Below are 20,904 nucleotides of genomic sequence, written 5' to 3' on the forward strand. Positions count from 1 at the left end.
CTGCTGGCAGGAGTACGGTGCGCGGGCGGCGACTGAGACAACGGTCACGAAGGCACCATCCGGCAGTTACTCATGGGTAATCTACGCGGCGGCCGTGCCAATTCAACGATTGCCACCCACGAATCAGACACAGGGAGACAACGACCGTGCAGCACATCCTCGACGCCATCGTCGCCGAAGCCTCGTCCGAGGACTTCGCCAACCTGGCACTTCCGGAGTCCTACCGCGCCGTGACCGTCCACAAGGACGAGGTCAACATGTTCGAGGGCATCCCCTCGAAGGAGAAGGACCCGCGCAAGTCCCTGCACGTCGAGGACGTGCCGCTGCCCGAGCTCGGCCCGGGCGAGGTGTTCGTCGGAGTCATGGCCTCCGCGATCAACTACAACACCGTGTGGACCTCGATCTTCGAGCCCGTCTCCACCTTCGGGTTCCTCGAGCGCTACGGCAAGCTCTCCGAGCTCACCAAGCGCCACGACCTGCCCTACCACGTCGTCGGCTCCGACCTGTCCGGCGTCGTGCTCCGCACCGGCCCCGGCGTGACCAAGTGGAAGCCCGGCGACCGCGTCGTCGCGCACTGCCTCTCGGTCGAGATGGAGTCCGCCGACGGCCACGACGACTCGATGATGGACCCCGAGCAGCGCATCTGGGGCTTTGAGACCAACTTCGGTGGCCTCGCCGAGGTCGCCATGGTCAAGGCCAACCAGCTCATGCCCAAGCCCGAGCACCTCACCTGGGAAGAGGCCGCCGCACCCGGCCTGGTGAACTCCACCGCGTATCGCCAGCTGGTCTCCAAGAACGGCGGCAACATGAAGCAGGGCGACAACGTCCTGATCTGGGGCGCCTCCGGTGGCCTCGGTGGCTTCGCGACCCAGTACGCCCTCAACGGTGGCGCCACCCCGATCTGCGTGGTCTCGAACGAGGAGAAGGCCCAGATCGTGCGCAACATGGGCGCCGAGCTCGTCATCAACCGTTCCGAGGAGAACTGGAAGTTCTGGAACGACGAGAACACCCAGCAGAACCCCAAGGAATGGCTGCGCCTGGGCAAGAAGATCCGTGAGCTCACCGGCGGCGAGGACATCGACATCGTCTTCGAGCACCCCGGCCGCGAGACCTTCGGCGCCTCGGTGTTCGTGACCCGCAAGGGCGGCACGATCACCACCTGCGCATCGACCACCGGGTACATGCACGAGTACGACAACCGCTACCTGTGGATGAACCTCAAGCGCATCGTCTCGTCCCACTTCGCCAACTACCGCGAGTCGTGGGAGGCCAACCGCCTCATCGCCCAGGGCAAGATCCACCCGACCCTGTCGCGGGTCTACTCCCTCGACAACGTCGGCCAGGCCGCTCTCGACGTCCACAAGAACCTCCACCAGGGCAAGGTCGGCGTCCTCGCCCTCGCGCCCGAGGAGGGCCTCGGCGTCAAGAACACCGAGCTCCGCGAGAAGCACCTCGACAAGATCAACCTCTTCCGCGGGATCTGATCCTTCGAGTACGACGACAACGGGCCCGCGCAGCAGTGCGCGGGCCCGTTCGTCGTTCCCCGGGGTGTGACGCTGGTCCGATCCGGCGGGGCGGACTGTGATTCCCCTTGCCCATCGGGGATCATGGGCGGCGTCCCCCCACGAACCGCATCGAGAGCCAGGGAGGCTCATTCAATGAGCGACCAGGGTCTGTCCATTTTCGACGACGAGCCGAACACCAGCCAGGAGCCCAAGCACGTGAGCACCAAGGCCACTGAAGACGAGCCGACCCAGGTCATTCCTGCCGTGAGCCCCGCTCCGGCAGCGCGCCCGCAGGCGGCTGCCCCCGCCCGCACTGCCCAGACGTCCGGCCAGGCACGCCCACGCGCCGCGACGCCCGCGACGCCGGCCGCGGGCCCCGCCGCTGCCGGCGCACGTCCCGTCGGCTTCACCGGCACCCCGTCCTCCGGCGGCCTGCCGATCGTCCGCAAGGGCGGCTACGACCGCGACGCCGTGGACGCCCAGATCCGCACCCTTTCCAGCGAGAAGGCGACGCTGGGCGCGAGCCTGACCGAGTCCGAGCAGCGCGTGATCGACCTCGAGAAGGAGGTCTCCCGCCTCAAGGCCGACCTCTCCGAGAGCGAGTCCCCTTCCTACGCCGGCCTGGGTGGCCGCGCCAGCGCGATGCTCCGCCTCGCCGAGGAGGAGACCAGCGAGATCCGCAGCGGCGCAGAAGCAGACGCCGCCGAGATCCGCGAGCAGGCCGCCCGAGACGCCAAGGCGATCCGCGCCGAGGCCGCTCGCGAGGCCGACGACATGCGTGCCGTCCAGCTGCGCGAGCTCGAGGAGAACCGCACGCGCCTGCTGACCGACGCCGAGCAGGAGCGCGCCCTCGCCAGGAGCGAGGCCGCCGACATGCTCGCAGCGGCTCGCCGCGAGGCCGACCAGCTCCGCCTCGCCGCCCAGCAGGAGGCCTCGGAGCAGCGCAGCCAGGCCCAGCGTGAGGTCGAGCAGGCCCGCGCGGCCGCCGACCGCGAGGTCCAGGAGGCCCGCCGCGCGCTGGCCGTGGAGAAGGAGCGCCTCGCTCGCGAGGCGACCGACCACCACAACACCGCTGTCGCCGAGACCCGTCGCCTCGTCGAGGAGTCCGAGCAGCGCGCCAGCGCCGCCGAGGCGCGCGCCATCGAGGCCAGCAAGCAGGCCACCGAGAACCGGTCGGCCGCCCAGGCCGAGTCCGAGGGCCTGCTCGCCCGTGCGCGCCGCGAGGCCGAGCAGATCGTCGTGTCGGCCCGCACCCAGGCCGAGGCGATCACCGCCAGTGGCGACGCCGAGCTCCAGCGCGAGGTGGCCGCCAAGCGCGCCGAGCTCGACCGCCTCACCAAGCGCCGCGACGCGATCACCGCCCAGCTCTCCTCGCTCGCTGACCTCGTCGCCGGGTTCGGCGAGGACGAGAGTTGAGCGCACCTGACAACGACGGCATGCTCGAGGACGGTGTCCTCGAGCATGCCGGCATCGACCCGGCCGCACCCGTCGAGGCGCCCGTCGAGGCGACGTACGGCGATCCCGGCAAGCCGTTCGACCGCCGCTCCCCGTTCTACTACGGGTTCGTCGGTGCGCTCGGCGCGCTGATCGCCTACTGGCTGTTCCAGGCGATCCTCGGCATCGGCTCGGTGCTGATGCTGGTCGTGGTGTCGTTCTTCCTCGCCGCCGGGCTGAACCCGTCGGTGGAGTTCCTCGAGCGCCGCGGCCTGCGGCGCTCGTTCGCGGTGACGCTGGTCATCGTGATCGCGCTCGCCATGGTGGGGCTGTTCCTGGTCGCCATCGTCCCGGTCATCACCGACCAGATCACGGCGATCACCAACAGCGCTCCCGGCTGGCTCGACGAGCTCAAGAAGAACGACCGGATCCAGGACCTGAACCGCGAGTACGACCTGATCGACAAGGCCCAGGCCAAGATCGAGGACGGCGACTTCCTGTCGAGCATCTTCGGCGGAGTGCTGGGCGTGGGCCTGAAGATCCTGTCCGCGCTGTTCAACGCGTTCATCGTCCTGGTCCTGACGCTGTACTTCCTCGCATCATTGCGGACCACCACCGGCGCCCTCTACAAGCTGGCCCCGGCCTCGCGTCGCGACCGCGTCGCGAAGCTCGGCGACAAGGTGATCCACAACATCGGCGGGTACGTCTCGGGGGCCTTCGTCGTCGCCCTCGCCGCCGGCATCTCCTCGCTCCTGTTCCTGTCCTTCACCGAGATCCGCGAGTACGCCGTCGCCCTTGCCTTCGTCGTCGCCGTGCTCGACGTCATTCCGATGATCGGCGCGACGATCGGCGCGGTACTCGTGTGCGCCATCGCGTTCGCCACCGACGTCAAGACCGGCATCGCGTGCGTGATCTTCTACGTCATCTACCAGCAGGTCGAGAACTATGTGATCTACCCGCGGGTGATGAGCAAGTCGGTCGACCTGCCGGGCGCGGTGATCGTGATCGCGGCCCTCGTGGGTGCCGGACTCCTCGGCGTCGTGGGCGCCCTACTCGCCATCCCGGTGGCAGCAGCGATCCTGCTGATCCTCCGCGAGGTCGTGGTGAAGAGGCAGGACGCGCTCTAGAATTCCGCCAGTTCCCACGTCGAGGGGTCCGACCGCATGTGTTTCTCCGCAGAGATGGACCTGGCCGCAGGCCTGGTGATCACCGGCATCGGTGTCGACACCCTGCGCCAGGCGCGGACCCGCGACCAGATGGCCCTGGCCGCGCTGCCGATGGTCTTCGGCGTGCACCAGCTCATCGAGACCCTCGTGTGGTGGAACCTCGAGGGTCACGTGTCCGACTCCATCGGCGACCTGGCCGCCTGGATCTACGCCGCCATCGCGCTCGTCGTCGTACCCGTCCTCGTGCCGTTCGCCTTCCTGCGGCTCGGCACGACGCTGCACCCGATGTTCGACCGGCTCTTCATGGCGCTCGGCCTGCTCGCCGGCATCCTGGGCCTGCACGCGCTCGGCTTCGAGGAGGTCCCGCGGCGCATCGACGGCCACCACATCTCCTACGCGCCCGGCGATCCGTTCGCCGTGGTCACCCTGAGCGCCTACGTCATCGCGACCTGCGCGCCGAGCCTCGTGGCCCGGGGCTCAGCGCTGCGCTGGTTCGGGCTGGGGAACCTCGTCGTCGTCGCGACGCTGGTCTGGCTCGACCAGAACGCCGTGATCTCCCTGTGGTGCGTGTGGGCCGCCTTCACCAGTGTGCTCATCAACCTGCACCTGCGTGGCGGGATCACCACCGGCGACCGTCCGCTCCCCCAGCTTCACCCCGATCACGCCCAGCAGGATCAGCGCGCCGCCGACGAACTGGACCGCTGAGGGCAGCTCGCCCAGCAGCGCCCACGCCCAGACGACGGCCAGCACGACCTCACTGAGCGCGACGAAGGACGCCAGCCGGGAGCCGAGGCGACGGCTGGCTGCGATGCCGGTGCCGTAGGCCAGGGCGGCGGTGACGAGGCCGAGCAGGACCAGCGGTACGACGACGCCGACCTCCGTGCCTGCGTAGGCCACCTGGGCATCGACCGCCTCGACGGGCAGCAGACCGACCAGCGCGAGCACGCCGAGGAAGGCCCCGCCCACGACGAGACCGCCGGCAGCCAGTGCCATCGGCGGCAGGCCACTGCGGTCATCGGCAGAGATCACGAAGTACGCCGCAGCGCCCACCATCGCGGCGAGCGCCCACGCGGCGCCGGCGAGGTCGAAGTCGGCGCCGGAGAACAGGTCGAGCACCAGCAGCAGGCCGGCCGCGGCGACCACGGCGCCGAGCACGGTGATCCGGCCGGGACGCTGGCCGTGCACGAGCCACATCCAGACCACGACGGCAGCGGGAGCGGTGTACTCGATGAGGAGCGCCGGCCCGACCTCCATGGTCCGCACCGCGGAGAAGTAGCAGAACTGGGCTCCGGCCACGGCCAGGGTGCCGTAGAGGAGCACCGTGAGGGCGTTGCGCCGCAGGACGCCCCAGCGCCCGTGCAGGGCCACCAGGCCGAACGGCAGCACCACGGCGGCACCGATGGCGATCCTGATCAGGACGACGGCCCCGGCGGTCCACCCGGCGTCGAGCAGCGGTCGGGCCAGGGCGCCCGAGAGGCCGAAGGCGGCCGCGGAGGTGAGGGCGAGGAGCAGGCCGGGTGCAGCACGGGACACCGGAACCGCTTCGATGTCACGAGTCAACGTCGTCATGACTCATGACCGTACGCCGCATGCTGTAACCTGTCAAAGTGGTTTTCACCCATGACACCAACATGTCGCTGCAGGCGGCCGTCGCCCTCGTGAACTCGGCCGTCGAGCCGGTCACGCTCACCACCGTCGAGGAGCTGGACGACTTCTACGGCGAGCACGCTTACAGCGGCCGGCACGACGGCGACCAGGCCGAGCTCGACGCCGTCCACGCGATCCGCCCGCAGCTGCGGGCACTGATGACCGCCGACCGCGACGGCGCGGTGGCCCTGATCAACGCGATGTTGCTCGAGGCCGGCGCGCTCCCGCAGCTCAAGCGGCACGACGGCATCGACTGGCACCTGCACGCGATCGGCAACGACCGCCCCTTCGCGGAGCGCATCGTCGTCGAGACCGCGATGGCGATGATCGACGTCGTCCGCGCCGACGAGATGTCCCGCTTCAGCCTGTGTGCGGACGAGAACTGCGACGGCGTCGTACTTGATCTCTCCCGCAACCGGTCCAAGCGGTTCTGCTCGGTGACCTGCGGCAACCGCAACGCGGTCGCCGCCTACCGCGCGCGCCAGGCGGAGAGCGACTGAACGAACGCCCGATGACGGACGTGTGACATCTGGCGCCGGGGGCTGTTCAGGGCGACACCCGTGCGACAGGATCCGGACATGACACGCATGCTCGGGCTGCGTCAGCGACCGCTCTGCGCCCTCCTTCTCGTCCTCCTCGCGACCTCGCTCCTGCTCGTGGCGCCGCGACCACAACCGGCGTCGGCCGCCACACCGATCACGGTGGCGCAGGCGATCGCCACCCAGAACTCCCCCACCGCCACCGTTCGCGGGTACGTCGTCGGGCAGCCCACGGCGACATCGACCGTCGTGCGGAGCAACTTCCCGAACGACTACGCGCTCGCACTGGCCGACTCCCCCAGCACCACCGCGACGGGGTCGATGCTCTATGTCCAGATCCCCTCGGCCTTCCGCGCGTCCTTCGGGCTCCGGACCAACCCGTCGCTGCTCGGCAAGCAGATCGACGTGACCGGGACGCTGTCGTCGTACTTCTCCCACCCGGGACTCACCGGCGTCAGCGCGTTCGCACTCGTCGGCAGCAACCCCGATCCCGACCCGGGTGACCCGAGCATCCCGGCCGGCTACTACGACCCCGCAACGGGCAAGACCGGTGCAGCGCTCGCGACGGCGCTCCACGGGATCATCGACGGGAACACGCGCCTGACGTACACGCAGGTCTGGGAGGCGTTGAAGGTCACCGACGCCGACCCGAACAACTCCGCGAACGTGATCGAGTTCTACTCCGGCCGCTCGGTCCCCAAGTCCACCAACGGTGGCAACGCCGACGACTGGAACCGCGAGCACACCTGGCCGCAGAGCCACGGTGACTTCGGTACGGCGTCCGGCCCGGGCACCGACCTGCACCACCTGCGACCCGAGGACGTCACGGTCAACTCGACCCGTGGCAACAAGGACTTCGACAACGGCGGCTCGGCCGTCGCCCAGTGCTCCGACTGCTTCACCGATGCGGACTCGTTCGAGCCGCGCGACTCCGTGAAGGGCGACGTGGCGCGCGGGCTCATGTACATGGCCGTGCGGTACGAGGGCGGTGACGGCTTCGCGGACCTCGAGCTGAACAACTCGATCAACGGCACGACGCCGTACCTCGGCAAGATCTCCGTCCTGCTCGCCTGGCACGCGGCCGACCCGGTCACGCCTGCCGAACGCGCGCGCAACGGCAAGGTCTACGCCGACTACCAGGGCAACCGGAACCCGTTCATCGACCACCCGGAGTACGCCGAGGCGATCTGGTAGGTCGCGAAGCGACCGCACGCTGGTCGAGGAGGTCGCTCAGCGACCGTCTCGAGACCCAGGCGCTAGTCCCCCAGGAACTGCCGCAGCACCTCGACGAAGATGTCGGGGCGCTCGGAGTGCAGCCAGTGGCCGGCGTCCTTGATGGTCACCTTGCGATTGCGCGGGAACCAGCGGTCCATCGCGGCGTCGTACTCCGGCTTGACGTAGTCGGACCGACCACCGGCCAGCCACAGCACCGGTCCGTCGTACGGCGGCCGGCCGGCCAGCTGCTCCTCGGGCCAGCCGCTGATGACCGGGAGGTCGCGCCCCAGCACGTCGAGGTTCATCTGCCAGCTCCAGCCGCCCGGCGCGGCCGGGTCGCGGCGGAGGTTCTGCAGCAGGAACGACCGGACCGTCGTGTCGGGCACTGCCGGTTCGAGCAGGCGGTCCGCGTCGGAGCGCTGCACCACCTGGGTCAGGTCCATCGCCTGCATCGCCGAGATGTAGCCGGGGAACTCGCGACTCGCCTCGTAGCTGACCGGCGAGATGTCGGCGACGCACAGCCGCTCGACACGTTCGGGGTGCATCAGCGCGAGGAACATGGCGACCTTGCCGCCGAGCGAGTGCCCCACCACCGTCGCGGGGCCGTCGGGCAGGAGCTCGGCGACCTGGGCTGCCGCCTCGACGAAGTCGAACCGCTCGGGCCACGGCGAGCGCCCGTGGTGCGGCAGGTCCACCAGCAGCACCTGGTGCTTCTCGGCGACCTGCTTGGCGACCTGGGTCCAGTTCTTCCCCTGGCCGAACAGCCCGTGCAAAAAGACCACACGGCTCCCGGTCGTGCCGAGAGCCGTGTGGTGAAGCGTCACGCGTGAAGACTACTTCGCGTAGTCGTGGAACCCTGCGCCGGTCTTGCGGCCGAGGTCGCCCGCCTCCACCTTCGCGACCAGCGTCTTGGCCGGCGCGAAGCCCGGCTCACCGAACTCGGTGAAGAGCTCCTTCTGGATGGCCAGCGACACGTCGTTGCCGACCACGTCGAGCAGCTCGAACGGGCCCATCGGGAGACCGGCGGTCTCCTTGATCGCGGCATCGATGGTCGTCAGCTCGACGCCCGACTCGCTGAGCGTCACCGCGTCGTTGAGGTACGGGAACAGGAGCAGGTTGACGATGAAGCCCGCACGGTCGCCGGCGGAGACGCCGACCTTGCCCACGTTGGCGGTCAGCGCACGCACGGTCTCGTCGACATCGGCGGACGTCGCGGAGGTCGTGATGATCTCGACCAGCTTCATCACCGGCGCGGGGTTGAAGAAGTGCATGCCGATGACGTCCTGCGGACGGCTCGTGGCCTCACCGAGCTGCGTGATCGGCAGCGAGGAGGTGGTGGTCGCGAGGATCGCGCCCGGCTTGGTGATCTTGTCGAGGTCGCGGAACAGCTCGAGCTTGATCTCGAGGTCCTCGGCGATCGCCTCGACGACGATGTCGACGTCGCCCAGCGCCTCGCGCTCGGTCGAGCCGGTCAGGCGGCCCAGCAGGTTCGCCTTGTCGTCCTCGGTGCCCTTGCCCTTGGCGATGGCGCGGTCGAGGTTCTTGGTGATGTAGCCGATCACGCCGTCGAGCTTGTCCTGGCTGCGGCCGACGTACACGACGTCGTACCCGGCCTGGGCGAAGACCTGGACGATGCCCGAGGCCATCGTGCCGGTGCCGACGACACCGACGCGGTTGATGTCGTGCTTGAAGGTCGGTGCGGCGCTCTCGCCGGCGGCCGCGGCCTCCTCGGCGAAGGTGCGGCCGTCAGCGGCCAGCTTCTCCAGCAGGTCGGCCGGCTGGTGCAGGTGGTCGCCGGTCTCCGCGAAGCGGGCGGCCAGCAGGTCGCGGACCTGGGCGGCGCCGATCTCGTCGACGACGGTCAACGGGCCCTTGGGGTAACCGCAGCCGAAACGCATCGCGGCGTCGATGTCGGTCACCGAGGCGTAGCCCGACTCGTAGGTGCGCACCGCGTGGTTGAGGTACGGCAACACCAGCGTGTTGAAGATCTGCTCGCTCGAAGTCATGGGGCGAAGTCTCTCAGCCCGAACGGGCCATCGCTACCCATCGGTAACAGAGCGAGACGGATATCACTGGCGCTGAGCGGGGCGGTCCCACTGGCCGACGCAGGAGCGGCGCGATGGGTGCCGCGCGGCACCTGTAGATTCATCGCCCGTGAGACTTGTCGTGGCACGCTGCCAGGTGGATTACGCCGGCCGTCTGAGCGCACACCTGCCGATGGCGACCCGGGTGCTCATGCTCAAGTCGGACGGCTCGGTGCTGGTGCACTCCGACGGCGGCTCCTACAAGCCGCTGAACTGGATGTCCCCGCCCTGCACGGTCCGCGAGGGCACGACCGACGACGGCCAGATCGAGTGGACCGTGACCGCGAAGGCCGCCAAGGGCGCGACGCCGGACACGCTCCGGATCCTCATCGAGGAACTCCTCCACGACTCCTCCCACGACCTGGGCATCGACCCCGGCCTGCAGAAGGACGGCGTCGAGAAGCACCTGCAGGAGATGCTCGCCGACCACCCGGGCACCCTGCACGAGGGCCTCACCCTCGTGCGGCGCGAGTTCCCCACCGCGATCGGCCCCGTCGACCTGATGTGCCGCGACATCGACGGCCTGAGCGTCGCGGTCGAGATCAAGCGCCGCGGCGACATCGACGGCGTCGAGCAGCTCACCCGCTACCTCGAGCTCCTCAACCGCGACCCCCTGCTCACCGGCAAGGGCGCCGTCCGCGGCATCTTCGCCGCCCAGGAGATCAAGCCGCAGGCGCGGGTGCTCGCCGAGGACCGCGGCATCAGTTGCGCGGTCGTCGACTACGACGCGCTGCGGGGACTGGACGACCCGTCCGACCGGTTGTTCTAGGTGTCCACGGCCACGACCTGCGCAGGATCACACCCGTGCACGATCCTGGTCGCCGAACTGGCAGGATCTGGGGCCACCACCGCACATGTGCGCGATTGTTGCCGGCGTTGCCGGTCTGCCGCGTTCCGTCCGACCACTGACCTCGGGAGTACGACGATGGCCACGATCTTCCACCTCGCACTGGCGTCCGACTGGGCAGCAGCCGAGGCGTCAGGCGCGTACACGACCTCCACCCTCGGGCGGACGCTGGCCGAAGAAGGCTTCATCCACGCCAGCCGGGCCGATCAGTGGACGGCCGTGCGGGAGCGGTTCTACGGCGACGTGAGCGAGCCGCTGGTGCTGCTGCAGATCGACACCGACCTGCTCGACGTGCCGGTGGTCGAGGAACCGGCCGTGCCGGGTGGCGCCGAGACGTTCCCGCACATCTACGGGCGGCTGCCCGCGGCGGCTGTCGTCAAGGCGATCCCGCTGACCACAGAGGCCGCCCCGCCTGCCGCGGCAGCCGAGCCCGTTCCCCCGCCATCAGCGACCGCCGTACCGACGCCGGCGCAGCCGGGCGAGAGCTTCTCCCGGGTCTACTTCCGCGAGATGTTCTTCAACATTGCGCTGCTCTGCATCGTGCTGGTCCTCGGAACGATCGGCGGTCTCGTCGCAGACGGGATCGGCGGGATCGTTGGCGTGGCCCTGGGCGGCGCCATCGCCGTCCTGCTCTACCGCCGCCGCCACTCCGGGCCGGCGGCGGCCTGACCCGCAGGATCAGGCGGCGGGGCCGCCGGCTGCGGGAGGCGCGGTCGGGTCCGTGGCGCCGCCACCCTGCTCACGGGCAATCCACTGCTCGATCGCGTTGATGTCGTCCTTGCTGCGGGTCACGACGGCGAGCAGGTCGTTCATGGTGGCGACCTCCTCGACCTGCTCCTTGATGAACCACTGCATGAACTGCTCGGACGCGTAGTCGCTCTCCTCGCGGGCGATCCGGAGCAGGCCGTAGATCTGCTCGGTCACCTTCTTCTCCTGCTCGAGGGCGAGCTGGATGGGAGCCGTGATGTCGGCGAACTCCGACACCGGGGCCTCGACGCCGGGAATGGCGACGGCCGCATCGGTGTCGAGGAGGTACTGCACCATCATCATCGCGTGCTCGCGCTCCTCGAGCGCCTGGGCGTAGAAGAACGCCGCGAGCTGGGGCATCGTGAGCGAGTCGTAGTACACGGCGCACGAGAGGTACTGGTTGTGCGCGGCGAACTCGTTGCCGATCTGCGTGTTGAGCTGGTCGGTGAATCGAGGGGCAGCCATGGCCCCAACCCTAGCGAAGGGTCACGCGGCCTTCTGCAGGCCCTTCTTGGTGACCTTCTTGCCGTCCGCGCGGACCAGGACGCGCTTCTTGACGGTGTAGCCGGAGGGCAGCGTGCCTTCCTTGAGCATGCGCAGGGGGCAGCGGCCGCACTTCGACTTCGAAACGCAGCACTTCGTCTTGGGGAGCTTGCGGAGCTTCCCCTTCGACTTCTTGTCCTTGCCCATGATCCGAGAATAAGTGATGAGGCTAGGCAGACCTAACCAACGTGGCGGGCGTCACATGTGGCCCCCGTCGCTAGGGTGCGGCCGTGATCGAGATCTGGCTCAACCCGTCCTGCTCGAAGTGCCGCACCGCCGAGAGCGAGCTGCAGTCATCCGGCGTGGAGTACGTCGTGCGCCGCTATCTCGATGACCCGCCGACGGTCGCCGAGCTCGAGGACGTGCTCGCCCGCCTGGGCCTCGAGCCCTGGGACATCGCCCGCACCGCCGACGCGTCCCGGCTCGGGGTGAGCCTGCCGGCCCGGGACGCCGCACACCGCACCGAGTGGCTGGACCTGATGAGCGCCGAACCGAGGTTGCTGCAACGTCCGATCATCACCGCAACCGACGGTACGACGGTCGTGGGCCGCGACCCCGCGTCCGTCGCGAGGGTGATCGACGTGGGCTGAGGCCCACCGACGCCGGAGGGCGTGCCCGGTCGGGCGGCCAGTTCTGCCCCATGGTCCGTTCCGCGAGTGGGACGATGCGGGAAGGATCTGTAGGACAGATCTGCAGGACAAGAGGCCTGACGACAGGATGACGTGGTGGCCGAACGGGTTTGCCGGACATGTGGCACGCCGGAGAACGGCGAGGCCGCGTTCTGCCACGTCTGCGACACGTATCTGGGCTGGAGCGTCACCAGCACGTCCGTGCCGTCGACGGGTGGTGGCGCCGGCGCCCCGCCTCCCCCGCCGCCTCCCCCGCCGGGCATCCGACCGGACACACCGGTGCGGCCGCCCGTCGATGCGCCGCGTCGCGATCGGGTCCTGCCCCCGGCGGCGTCGCTGACGCAGACCGAAGTGGTCGTGTCGCCGGAGGCCCCGGCGACGTTCGAGGTGTCGATCAAGAACGATTCGACGATCGTCGACTCCTACGAGATCCACCTGGCCGATCCGCCGAGCTGGCTCACCCTGGTCCACAGCGAGAGCAACCTGCTTCCGGCCACCGTGCGCACGGTGCTGGTCACGCTGGCCGTCCGACCGGGAGCCACGGCGATCGCGCAGCGGGTGAAGGTGCCGATCGTGATCCGGTCCTCGGTCGAACCGGCCCAGGCAGCGCCGCTCGAGATCGAGGTCGTCGTACCGCGGGCGGGGCCGCAGGCCCTGGCCAGCGCCCACCCCCAGGTGGTCCGCCTGGCCGACGTCGCCGAGGGAACGTTCACCCTGCACCTCGACAACCGGGCGGCCAACTTCGCCCGTCGCTACCACCTGAGCGCCAGCGACCCGGAGGACGTCGTCCGTGTCGGGTTCGTCCCGCCGGCCGTCGACGTCCCGGCAGGCGGGAGCGCCGAGGCGACCGTGCGGTTCACGGCTCCCGCGCCGGCACCAGGCAAGGAGCTCTCCCGGCAACTGACCGTCACCGCCACCGACCCCGAGGGCGCGGTCTCGGTCGCCGTCACCATCGCCCAGAGCACCGCGGCCCCACCGGACAGCCTCCCGGTCCGGGTCCGGCTCGAACCGGCCGCACCCGCGCTCGTCGACACGGGGACGACTGCGGTCAACGTCGTCCTGGACAACCGCGGCGGCCATGCACTGGTCAAGTTCAACCTCAGCGGGCGGGATCCCGGCGGCAAGGTCCGGTTCCAGTTCGACCACACCCGGGTGGCCGTGCAGGGCGGGACGATGGGCTACGTCCGGGTCGTGCTCGAGACGTCGCTGCCACCGCGAGGGGCCACGGAGTCCCGGCCGTTCTCGGTGACTGCTGTCACCGACGACGGCCACGAGGCCGAGGCCACCGGAACGCTCGAGCTGTCCTCGCGCCCCGACCCCATCACGTCGGCAGCGCTCCACATCCATCCCGAGCACCTCGCCACGAAGGGGCGCAAGGGCAGCTACGCGGTCGACGTGGACAACCGGCGCGGTGCCGAGCCCCTTCACGTCCGGCTGAGCGCCGCCGACGAGTACGGCACGGCCCGGCTGGCCTTCCAGCCCGACGTCCTGCTCGTCCCGCCCGGCCAGACGGCCCGTGCAGGTCTCGTGATCGAGCACGCCCGTCCCGCCGGCGGCGCCACCGCGTCGCGCCGACTGCAGGTCCGGGCGACGTCGGTCACCGGAAGCATCGAGGCAGAGGCCACCTTCACCCAGCACTCGGAGAACAACCGGCGCCTCTGGGCGGTCCTCACCGTGCTCCTCGGCGTCTGCCTGCTCCTGCCCGGAATCATCCTGTGGGCGGTGGCGCCCGAGCTCGACAGTGCCACGATCGAGTCCGCGGTGCGTCAGGTCGCCGACGAAGCAAACGCCGGCCAGATGCCCGGTTCCGACGCCGTGAAGACCACCGCCGCAGGCGGCCTGCTGTGCCTGCTCGTCCTCTGCACCGGCCTGATGCTCCTCGGCCTGACCGGAGGCGGACGCCTGGTCCGCGCCGCCGCCATCGTGGCAGCGGTCTGCGGCGTCGGCGTACTGGTCGCCAGCAGCGTCCCGATCGGCCTGCCGTTCGTGGTCGCCGGGTCCGTGGTCGCCTTCGCCGGCGGCGTCATGCTGCGCCGCTGACGGTCTCGAGACGGTTGCAGAGCAACCTCCTCGACCAACGTCGAGACGGTTGCAGAGCAACCTCCTCGACCTCCGTTACAGGCCGTTGGCCTTCCGGATCACGTCGACGATGCCGCCCATGATCTCGGTCAGGCCGAAGTCCTTGGGGGTGTAGACCGCCGCGACGCCGAGCTCCTCGAGGCGCTTGCCGTCGGACTCGGGGATGATGCCGCCGACGATCACCGGTACGTCGCCCATGCCCGCGGCCTTGAGGCCGTCGAGCACGGCGGGCACCAGCTCCATGTGCGAGCCGGACAGGATCGACAGGCCGACGCAGTGGACGTCCTCGGAGACGGCGGCTGCCACGATCTGCTCGGGCGTCAGGCGGATGCCCTGGTAGATCACCTCGAAGCCGGCGTCGCGGGCCCGGACGGCGACCTGCTCGGCACCGTTCGAGTGCCCGTCGAGACCGGGCTTGCCGACCAGCAGGCGCAGGCGGCCGCCGAGCTCGTCGCCGGTCGCCTTGACTGCCTCGCGGACGGTGGTCAGCTCGGCACCGGCCTCGGCAACGCCCACGGCTCCGGCAACACCGGTCGGCGCACGGAACTCACCGAACACCTCGCGCAGGGTGCCGGCCCACTCCCCCGTGGTCGCACCGGCGCGGACTGCGCGCAGCGTCACTGCCATCAGGTTCTCGTCGGTCTTGGCGGCCTCGGCCAGGGCCTGCAGGGCAGCGCTGACCTCCGCCTCGTCGCGCTGTTCCTTCCACGCCTTCATCGACGCGAGGGCCGATGCCTCGGCCTGGGGGTCCGCGGCCATGATCGCGTCGTCCAGGTTGGCGGTCAGCGGCGACGCCTCCGTGGTCTCGTACCGGTTGACGCCGACGATGATCTCGTCGCCGGCCTCGATCCGGCCACGCCGTGCGGCGTGCGCGGACACGAGCTCGGACTTCATGTAGCCGGACTCGACGGCAGCGATCGCACCGCCCATCGCCTGGACCCGGTCCATCTCGGCCTTGGCGCCGGCCACCAGCTCGGCGACCTTGGCCTCGATGACGTGGCTGCCGTCGAAGATGTCCTCGTACTCCAGCAGGTCGGACTCGAAGGCCAGCACCTGCTGCAAGCGCAGGGACCACTGCTGGTCCCACGGGCGCGGCAGGCCGAGGGCCTCGTTCCAGGCCGGCAGCTGGAGTGCACGGGCACGGGCGTTCTTGCTCAGCGTGACGCCGAGCATCTCCAGCACGATCCGCTGGACATTGTTCTCGGGCTGTGCCTCGGTCAGGCCGAGGCTGTTGACCTGCACCCCGTAGCGGAACCGGCGCATCTTCGGGTCCTGGACGCCGTACCGCTCACGGGTGATCTCGTCCCACAGCTCGTTGAAGGCGCGCATCTTGCACGTCTCCTCGATGAAGCGGACCCCGGCGTTGACGAAGAAGGAGATCCGGCCGACGACCTTCTCGAAGTCCTCGTCGGACACCTGGCCGGAGGACTTCACCTGGTCGAGCACGGCGATCGCCGTACACATGGCGTAGGCGATCTCCTGCACGGGCGTGGCGCCCGCTTCCTGGAGGTGGTAGCTGCAGACGTTGATCGGGTTCCAGTTCGGGATCTGGTGCACCGTGTAGGCGATCATGTCGGCGATCAACCGCAGGGAGTGCTCGGGCGGGAACACGTAGGTCCCGCGCGAGAGGTACTCCTTGATGATGTCGTTCTGGGTCGTGCCCGCGAGCTGCTTGGCCACCTCGGCGGGGTCCACGCCGGGGTTCTGCTCCTCGGCGGCCACCTGGTACATCGCGAGCATCCACATCGCGACCGCGTTGATCGTCATCGACGTGTTCATCCCCGTGAGCGGGATGTCCTTGAAGAGCTTGCGCATCTCGCCGAGGTGCGGGACGGGTACGCCGACCTTGCCGACCTCGCCGCGCGACATGATCGAGTCGGGGTCGTACCCGGTCTGGGTCGGGAGGTCGAACGCGACCGACAGGCCGGTCTGGCCCTTGGCCAGGTTGCCGCGGTACAGCGCGTTCGACGCCTCCGCCGTCGAGTGGCCGGCGTAGGTCCGCATCACCCACGGGCGATCCTTGGCGTGCGAGGCCTTCTCGGGCGTGGCAGCAGCGTCAGGCATGGAGCTCATGAGCGAAGCGTAAGGCGATTGCTACCGCTAGGTAACGCCTGACCAGTGTGGGGTTGTGCACAACGCCACATCGGAGCGCCGTGCCCGCGCCGCGAGAACCGGCCGGATCAGGCGGGAATCGGCTCTCGTTCGAGCTCGATGACCCGGATCAGGTGGGTCAGGTGCATCATCCGGCGTACGGCGGGACCGGCTCCGCGCAGCACCACGCGGGCGCCGTACCGATGGGACCAGCGGCTGGCGACGGCGAGCATCCTCAGGGCCGTCGCGTCCACGGACCGGACCTGGCTGATGTCGAGGTACACCCGGCTCCCGACGCTGACGTCCACGGACTGGAGGTGGTCGTAGACGGCTGCGCGCACGACTTCGGTGCTGCGCACGTCGAGGTCGCCGGCCAGGACGAGGACGGGACCGTCCACGCCGTGGTCGACGCGGATGTCGACACTCGTTGCCATCTGGTTCTCCGCCATGTTGCCCTCCCGAGATCGGGTCGCCTGCGCTTCCCTGTCACCTACCTTGACGCTCCAGTACCCGATTCGGTTGCACTGAGTCCCCGAAAGTTTCGGTGCGTGTCGGGACTAGGCTTGTCGACCATGGTCAATCTCACGCGCATCTACACCCGTACCGGCGACGCCGGGGAGACCCGTCTCGGGGACATGAGCGTGACCACGAAGACCGATCTGCGGCTCACCGCGTACGCCGACGTCGACGAGGCGAACGCCCAGATCGGCGTCGCGATCGCGACCGGCGGGCTCGAGGACGACGTCGTCACCCTGCTCACCCGCGTCCAGAACGACCTCTTCGACGTCGGCGCAGACCTGTGCACACCCGTGGTCGCTGACCCGGAGTACCCGCCCCTGCGGATCGAGCAGGAGTACGTCGACCGCCTCGAGGGCTGGTGCGACCACTACAACGACCAGCTGCCCAACCTGCGGTCCTTCATCCTCAACGGCGGTACGCCGGGCGCGGCTCACCTGCACGTCGCCCGCACGGTCATCCGGCGGGCCGAGCGGGGCGCCTGGGCGGCGTACGAGGTCCACGGCGAGGTGATGAACAAGCTGGCGATCACCTACCTCAACCGCCTGTCCGACCTCGTGTTCATCCTCGCCCGCTACGCGAACCGCGCCGACGGCGACGTGTTGTGGGTGCCCGGGGGCGAGCGCGGCGAGTAGCCGCCTGTGCAGGGAATCCGCGCCTGTCCCTGACGCGTGGAACGATGGAGGGCCGTGAACGTCCTCGCGCAGCTCTCCGACGCCTTCCTGGCTCGTCACTTCGATGCCGGGACGCTGCAGCGCGCCCGGGAGGTCGTCGCCGCCGGATTCGTACGCCGCCCGGAGATCGGGCTGTTGTCGGCAGGATCGGTCACCGCGACCGCCGAGGTCCAGGGCTCGCGGGTGGTCCCCTACCAGGTCCAGCTGCACGCCGAGGCGCCCTCGGACACCTACGCCGGGTGGCTCTTCACGGTGTGCACCTGCCCGGTCCAGGCACCCTGCAAGCACGGCGCGGCCCTCGCGCTGACCCTGCGCCAGACCTTCACCCAGCCGGCCGGCGAGGCCGCGTGGCGCCGCTCGCTGGAGCGGCTGGTGTCCGAGCTCGACCGCCAGCAGCCGCGTCCGGTCGACGAGGTGCCCCTCGCCCTGGAGATCAGCCTCGAGGAGCCCCGCAGCCACTACCGCTCGGTGGGACCGACCCTGCGGGTGCGGCCGATGCGGCAGGGCAAGAACAAGCCGTGGATCAAGACCGGCGCCGACTGGAGCGACGTCGGTCTCGGCGGGGTCGCGCAGGGCTTCCCGAAGGAACAGGCCGACGCCATCTCCGCGCTGCACGCACTCTGGGCCGGCCACCGGGCCTACTACTACGCCGGCGTCGCCCCCTCGCTCGACGAGTTCGGCGAGAACGTCGTCCGGGCGCTGCGCAACGCCCGCGACGCCGGTGTCACCCTGATCGCCGCCCACCCGTTGCGCGACGTCGTGATCGCCGACGAGCCAGCGGAGGTGGTCGCGGAGCTGACCGACGTGCAGGGCGGGACCTCACTGCGGGCCGCGGTCACCCTGGGCGAGCAGACCTGGCGCGGCGAGTCCGTCATCGCGATCGGCAATCCGGCTTCCGTGGTGGGTCTGAACGACGCCGGGACCCTGGTCATCGCGGCGACGACCTCGCCCGTGCCTGCGGCGCTGCGCCACCTGCTCGACGGTCCGCCGATCGTCGTACCGCCGTCCGACCTGGCGGACTTCCGCGACTCCCTGCCCGGGCTGATGCGGCACCTGCCGGTCCGCGCGGAAGCGGCCTCGGTCGACCTGCCCGAGCCGCTGCGGCCCGTCCTGGTCCTGACCGTCACCTGGCACACGGCGACCAAGGCCGGCCTGGCCTGGACGTGGCAGTACGGCGCCGACCGGGCCTGCCCGGTCACCAGCAGCGACCCCCTCGGCGGGGTGCGGGACCGTGCCGCCGAGCGCGCGCTGCTCGACACCGTTCCCCGGGACCTGCTGGCGCGGACCTCGGCCACCGACGGCGAGGCGCTGGCGCTGGCCATCCATGAGCTCCCCCACCTCCGCACGATCGACGGCGTCGAGGTGGTCGAGGAGGAGCGACCCGACTTCCGCGAGGCCGACATCGCCCCGGACATCCAGTTCACGCTCGCCGAGCCCGAGCCGGACGCCGCGGTGACCGACTGGTTCGACCTCGCCGTCACGGTCAGCGTCGACGGCGAGCCGATCCCGCTGCCCGACGTGCTGGCCGCCCTCACCCTCGGGCAGGAGTTCCTGGTCCTGCCCAGCGGGCTCTACGTCACCGCGGACCGGCCGGAGTTCGACCGGCTGCGCGAGGTCGTCGAGGCGGCGGCCGAGCTCCGCGAGCGCGACGGCAACCACATCGGCATCGGCCACCACGACCTCGGCCTCTGGGCCCAGCTCGCGGAGGCCGGGATCGTCGACAGCCAGGTCGCGGCGTGGGTGGAGCGGGCCCAGGCGCTCCGCGACCTGACCGACATCCCCCAGCCCGAACCACGCGGCCTGGTCACCGACCTCCGCAGCTACCAGCGCGAGGGCTTCTGGTGGCTGGCGTTCCTGTGGCAGCACGGCCTCGGCGGCATCCTCGCCGACGACATGGGCCTCGGGAAGACGCTCCAGGTCCTGGCCCTGATCACCCACGCCCGCGCCGAGCGGCCCGAGGAGGGACCCTTCCTCGTCGTCGCTCCGACCAGCGTCGTCACGGCGTGGGCCAGCGAGGTCGCCCGGCACGCGCCCGGCCTGCGCGTCGGCGTGGTCGGTCGTCGTACCGATGACATCGCGGCGATCGCCCGCGACAACGACATCGTGGTGACGACGTACACGCTGCTGCGCCTGGGGCACACCCACTACAGCGACGTGGCCTGGTCCGGCCTGGTCCTCGACGAGGCGCAGCAGGTGAAGAACCACCAGAGCAAGACCTACTCCGCGGTGCGCACGATCGACGCGCCCTTCAAGCTGGCCGTGACAGGCACACCGTTCGAGAACCGCCTGATGGAGCTGTGGTCGTTGCTGTCGATCACCGTGCCCGGGCTCTACCCGTGGCCGCGCCAGTTCGCCGACCGCGTCGCCCGGCCGGTCGAGAAGAACGGTGACAAGGCCGTCCTCGACCGGTTCCGCGCGCGGATCAAGCCCTTCCTGCTGCGGCGGACCAAGGAGCTGGTGGCGGCCGACCTGCCGCCGAAGCAGGAGCAGGTCCTCGCCGTCGACCTCGAGGCGAAGCACCGCAAGATCTACGACACGCACCTGGCCCGCGAGCGGCAGCGCATCCTCGGCCTCGTCGACGACTTCGACCGGAACCGGGTGGCGATCTTCAGCGCGCTGACCACCCTGCGCCAGCTGGCGCTCGACCCGGCCCTGGTCGACGTCGAGCACGAGAAGGTCGGCTCCGCGAAGCTCGACGTCCTCGTGGACCACCTGCTCGAGCTCACCGCCGAAGGCCACCGGGCGCTGGTCTTCAGCCAGTTCACGTCGTTCCTCACCCGGGTGCGGTCACGACTCGACGACGCCGGGATCGCCGCGACCTACCTCGACGGCCGGACCCGCGACCGCGGCGCCGTCATCGAGGACTTCCGCTCGGGCGCAGCACCCGTCTTCCTGATCTCCCTCAAGGCCGGCGGCGTCGGCCTCACCCTCACCGAGGCCGACTACGTGTTCGTGCTCGACCCGTGGTGGAACCCCGCCGCCGAGGCCCAGGCCGTCGACCGCGCACACAGGATCGGGCAGACCCGCCACGTCCACGTCTACCGGCTGGTCGCCAACGACACCATCGAGGAGAAGGTGATGGAGCTGAAGGCCCGCAAGGCCGAGCTCTTCGCCCAGGTCATCGACGGCGACGGCGCGATGAGCACCTCGATCGGGGCCGACGACATCCGGGGACTCTTCGAGTAGTC

Annotated in this window: 18 protein-coding genes and 1 pseudogene; 12 read left to right on the top strand and 7 right to left on the bottom strand. The window is 69.9% G+C overall.

What is annotated here, in order from left to right:
• The first annotated feature begins 146 nt into the window (after positions 1–146).
• The 4 genes and pseudogenes from ccrA to ACOACQ_RS01930 all read left to right on the top strand — a co-directional run.
• Positions 147–1,484, top strand: coding sequence for a crotonyl-CoA carboxylase/reductase (ccrA, locus tag ACOACQ_RS01915; RefSeq protein ID WP_420287480.1), 1,338 nt, complete (start codon positions 147–149; stop codon positions 1,482–1,484).
• Between the two features lie 174 nt (positions 1,485–1,658).
• Complete coding sequence (locus ACOACQ_RS01920; RefSeq protein ID WP_378600662.1) at positions 1,659–2,921, top strand: hypothetical protein; 1,263 nt, start codon at positions 1,659–1,661, stop codon at positions 2,919–2,921.
• On the top strand, positions 2,918–4,066 hold the full coding sequence (locus ACOACQ_RS01925) for an AI-2E family transporter (protein WP_378600659.1): 1,149 nt from the start codon (positions 2,918–2,920) through the stop codon (positions 4,064–4,066). The genes ACOACQ_RS01920 and ACOACQ_RS01925 overlap by 4 nt, the downstream gene beginning before the upstream one ends.
• 54 nt (positions 4,067–4,120) lie before the next feature.
• A pseudogene (locus ACOACQ_RS01930) lies at positions 4,121–4,648 on the top strand (DUF6629 family protein); the annotation flags it as partial.
• On the opposite strand, the gene ACOACQ_RS01935 reads toward ACOACQ_RS01930, so the two are convergent.
• Positions 4,583–5,674: a DMT family transporter gene (locus tag ACOACQ_RS01935; RefSeq protein ID WP_420287481.1), complete on the bottom strand. Its 1,092-nt coding sequence runs from the start codon at positions 5,672–5,674 to the stop codon at positions 4,583–4,585. The pseudogene ACOACQ_RS01930 and the gene ACOACQ_RS01935 overlap by 66 nt on opposite strands.
• Before the next feature lie 38 nt (positions 5,675–5,712).
• On the opposite strand from ACOACQ_RS01935, the gene ACOACQ_RS01940 reads away from it, so the two are divergent.
• Positions 5,713–6,252: a CGNR zinc finger domain-containing protein gene (locus ACOACQ_RS01940; protein ID WP_378600653.1), complete on the top strand. Its 540-nt coding sequence runs from the start codon at positions 5,713–5,715 to the stop codon at positions 6,250–6,252.
• Between the two features lie 78 nt (positions 6,253–6,330).
• The gene (locus ACOACQ_RS01945; protein ID WP_420287482.1) at positions 6,331–7,485 is read left to right on the top strand and encodes an endonuclease; all 1,155 of its coding nucleotides are present in this window, start codon (positions 6,331–6,333) and stop codon (positions 7,483–7,485) included.
• A 62-nt stretch (positions 7,486–7,547) separates the two neighbouring features.
• Here ACOACQ_RS01945 and ACOACQ_RS01950 read toward each other — a convergent pair whose 3' ends face one another.
• The gene (locus ACOACQ_RS01950) at positions 7,548–8,330 is read right to left on the bottom strand and encodes an alpha/beta fold hydrolase (protein WP_420287483.1); all 783 of its coding nucleotides are present in this window, start codon (positions 8,328–8,330) and stop codon (positions 7,548–7,550) included.
• 9 nt (positions 8,331–8,339) lie between these two features.
• Positions 8,340–9,512, bottom strand: a complete 1,173-nt coding sequence (locus ACOACQ_RS01955; protein ID WP_420287484.1) for a 3-hydroxyacyl-CoA dehydrogenase NAD-binding domain-containing protein — start codon at positions 9,510–9,512, stop codon at positions 8,340–8,342.
• 148 nt (positions 9,513–9,660) lie between these two features.
• On the opposite strand from ACOACQ_RS01955, the gene nucS reads away from it, so the two are divergent.
• Together nucS and ACOACQ_RS01965 are read left to right on the top strand one after the other, a co-directional pair.
• A complete protein-coding gene (gene nucS / locus ACOACQ_RS01960) occupies positions 9,661–10,359 on the top strand; it encodes an endonuclease NucS (protein ID WP_378600640.1) in 699 nt (232 codons plus the stop codon).
• A gap of 156 nt (positions 10,360–10,515) precedes the next feature.
• A complete protein-coding gene (locus ACOACQ_RS01965) occupies positions 10,516–11,106 on the top strand; it encodes a DUF952 domain-containing protein (protein WP_420287485.1) in 591 nt (196 codons plus the stop codon).
• 9 nt (positions 11,107–11,115) lie between these two features.
• Here the strand turns inward: ACOACQ_RS01965 and ACOACQ_RS01970 are convergent, their stop codons facing one another.
• Together ACOACQ_RS01970 and ACOACQ_RS01975 are read right to left on the bottom strand one after the other, a co-directional pair.
• Positions 11,116–11,649 carry a ferritin gene (locus ACOACQ_RS01970; protein WP_378600635.1) on the bottom strand — a complete coding sequence of 178 codons (534 nt, stop codon included), beginning with the start codon at positions 11,647–11,649 and terminating at the stop codon, positions 11,116–11,118.
• A gap of 21 nt (positions 11,650–11,670) precedes the next feature.
• On the bottom strand, positions 11,671–11,874 hold the full coding sequence (locus ACOACQ_RS01975; protein ID WP_378600633.1) for a hypothetical protein: 204 nt from the start codon (positions 11,872–11,874) through the stop codon (positions 11,671–11,673).
• A gap of 83 nt (positions 11,875–11,957) precedes the next feature.
• Here ACOACQ_RS01975 and ACOACQ_RS01980 point away from each other — a divergent pair, with 83 nt between their 5' ends.
• On the top strand, positions 11,958–12,317 hold the full coding sequence (locus ACOACQ_RS01980) for an ArsC/Spx/MgsR family protein (protein ID WP_420287486.1): 360 nt from the start codon (positions 11,958–11,960) through the stop codon (positions 12,315–12,317).
• Between the two features lie 135 nt (positions 12,318–12,452).
• A complete protein-coding gene (locus ACOACQ_RS01985; protein ID WP_420287487.1) occupies positions 12,453–14,396 on the top strand; it encodes a hypothetical protein in 1,944 nt (647 codons plus the stop codon).
• Positions 14,397–14,471: 75 nt separating this feature from the next.
• On the opposite strand, the gene ACOACQ_RS01990 is transcribed toward ACOACQ_RS01985, so the two are convergent.
• Both ACOACQ_RS01990 and ACOACQ_RS01995 read right to left on the bottom strand, forming a co-directional pair.
• Positions 14,472–16,499 (bottom strand): protein meaA, encoded by a 2,028-nt coding sequence (locus ACOACQ_RS01990; protein WP_378600685.1) that lies wholly within the window; start codon positions 16,497–16,499, stop codon positions 14,472–14,474.
• Between the two features lie 116 nt (positions 16,500–16,615).
• Entirely contained in the window at positions 16,616–16,960 is a 345-nt protein-coding gene (locus ACOACQ_RS01995; protein ID WP_378600627.1) for an STAS domain-containing protein, read from the bottom strand.
• A gap of 138 nt (positions 16,961–17,098) precedes the next feature.
• On the opposite strand from ACOACQ_RS01995, the gene ACOACQ_RS02000 reads away from it, so the two are divergent.
• Together ACOACQ_RS02000 and ACOACQ_RS02005 are read left to right on the top strand one after the other, a co-directional pair.
• A complete protein-coding gene (locus ACOACQ_RS02000; RefSeq protein ID WP_420287488.1) occupies positions 17,099–17,677 on the top strand; it encodes a cob(I)yrinic acid a,c-diamide adenosyltransferase in 579 nt (192 codons plus the stop codon).
• A 54-nt stretch (positions 17,678–17,731) separates the two neighbouring features.
• Positions 17,732–20,902 (top strand): SNF2-related protein, encoded by a 3,171-nt coding sequence (locus ACOACQ_RS02005; RefSeq protein ID WP_420287489.1) that lies wholly within the window; start codon positions 17,732–17,734, stop codon positions 20,900–20,902.
• The last annotated feature ends 2 nt before the right edge of the window (positions 20,903–20,904 follow it).

It is taken from the genome of Nocardioides sp. CPCC 206347 (genome assembly GCF_048654605.1).
Taxonomy (GTDB): domain Bacteria; phylum Actinomycetota; class Actinomycetes; order Propionibacteriales; family Nocardioidaceae; genus Nocardioides.

Coding starts and splice junctions, on each gene's coding strand:
- ACOACQ_RS01975 (WP_378600633.1), bottom strand. CDS start 11,874: ATGGGCAAGGACAAGAAGTCGAAGGGGAAGCTCCGCAAGCTCCCCAAG.
- ACOACQ_RS01945 (WP_420287482.1), top strand. CDS start 6,331: ATGACACGCATGCTCGGGCTGCGTCAGCGACCGCTCTGCGCCCTCCTT.
- ACOACQ_RS01970 (WP_378600635.1), bottom strand. CDS start 11,649: ATGGCTGCCCCTCGATTCACCGACCAGCTCAACACGCAGATCGGCAAC.
- ACOACQ_RS01935 (WP_420287481.1), bottom strand. CDS start 5,674: ATGACGACGTTGACTCGTGACATCGAAGCGGTTCCGGTGTCCCGTGCT.
- ACOACQ_RS01965 (WP_420287485.1), top strand. CDS start 10,516: ATGGCCACGATCTTCCACCTCGCACTGGCGTCCGACTGGGCAGCAGCC.
- ACOACQ_RS01995 (WP_378600627.1), bottom strand. CDS start 16,960: ATGGCAACGAGTGTCGACATCCGCGTCGACCACGGCGTGGACGGTCCC.
- ACOACQ_RS01920 (WP_378600662.1), top strand. CDS start 1,659: ATGAGCGACCAGGGTCTGTCCATTTTCGACGACGAGCCGAACACCAGC.
- ACOACQ_RS02000 (WP_420287488.1), top strand. CDS start 17,099: ATGGTCAATCTCACGCGCATCTACACCCGTACCGGCGACGCCGGGGAG.
- ACOACQ_RS01955 (WP_420287484.1), bottom strand. CDS start 9,512: ATGACTTCGAGCGAGCAGATCTTCAACACGCTGGTGTTGCCGTACCTC.
- ACOACQ_RS01990 (WP_378600685.1), bottom strand. CDS start 16,499: ATGCCTGACGCTGCTGCCACGCCCGAGAAGGCCTCGCACGCCAAGGAT.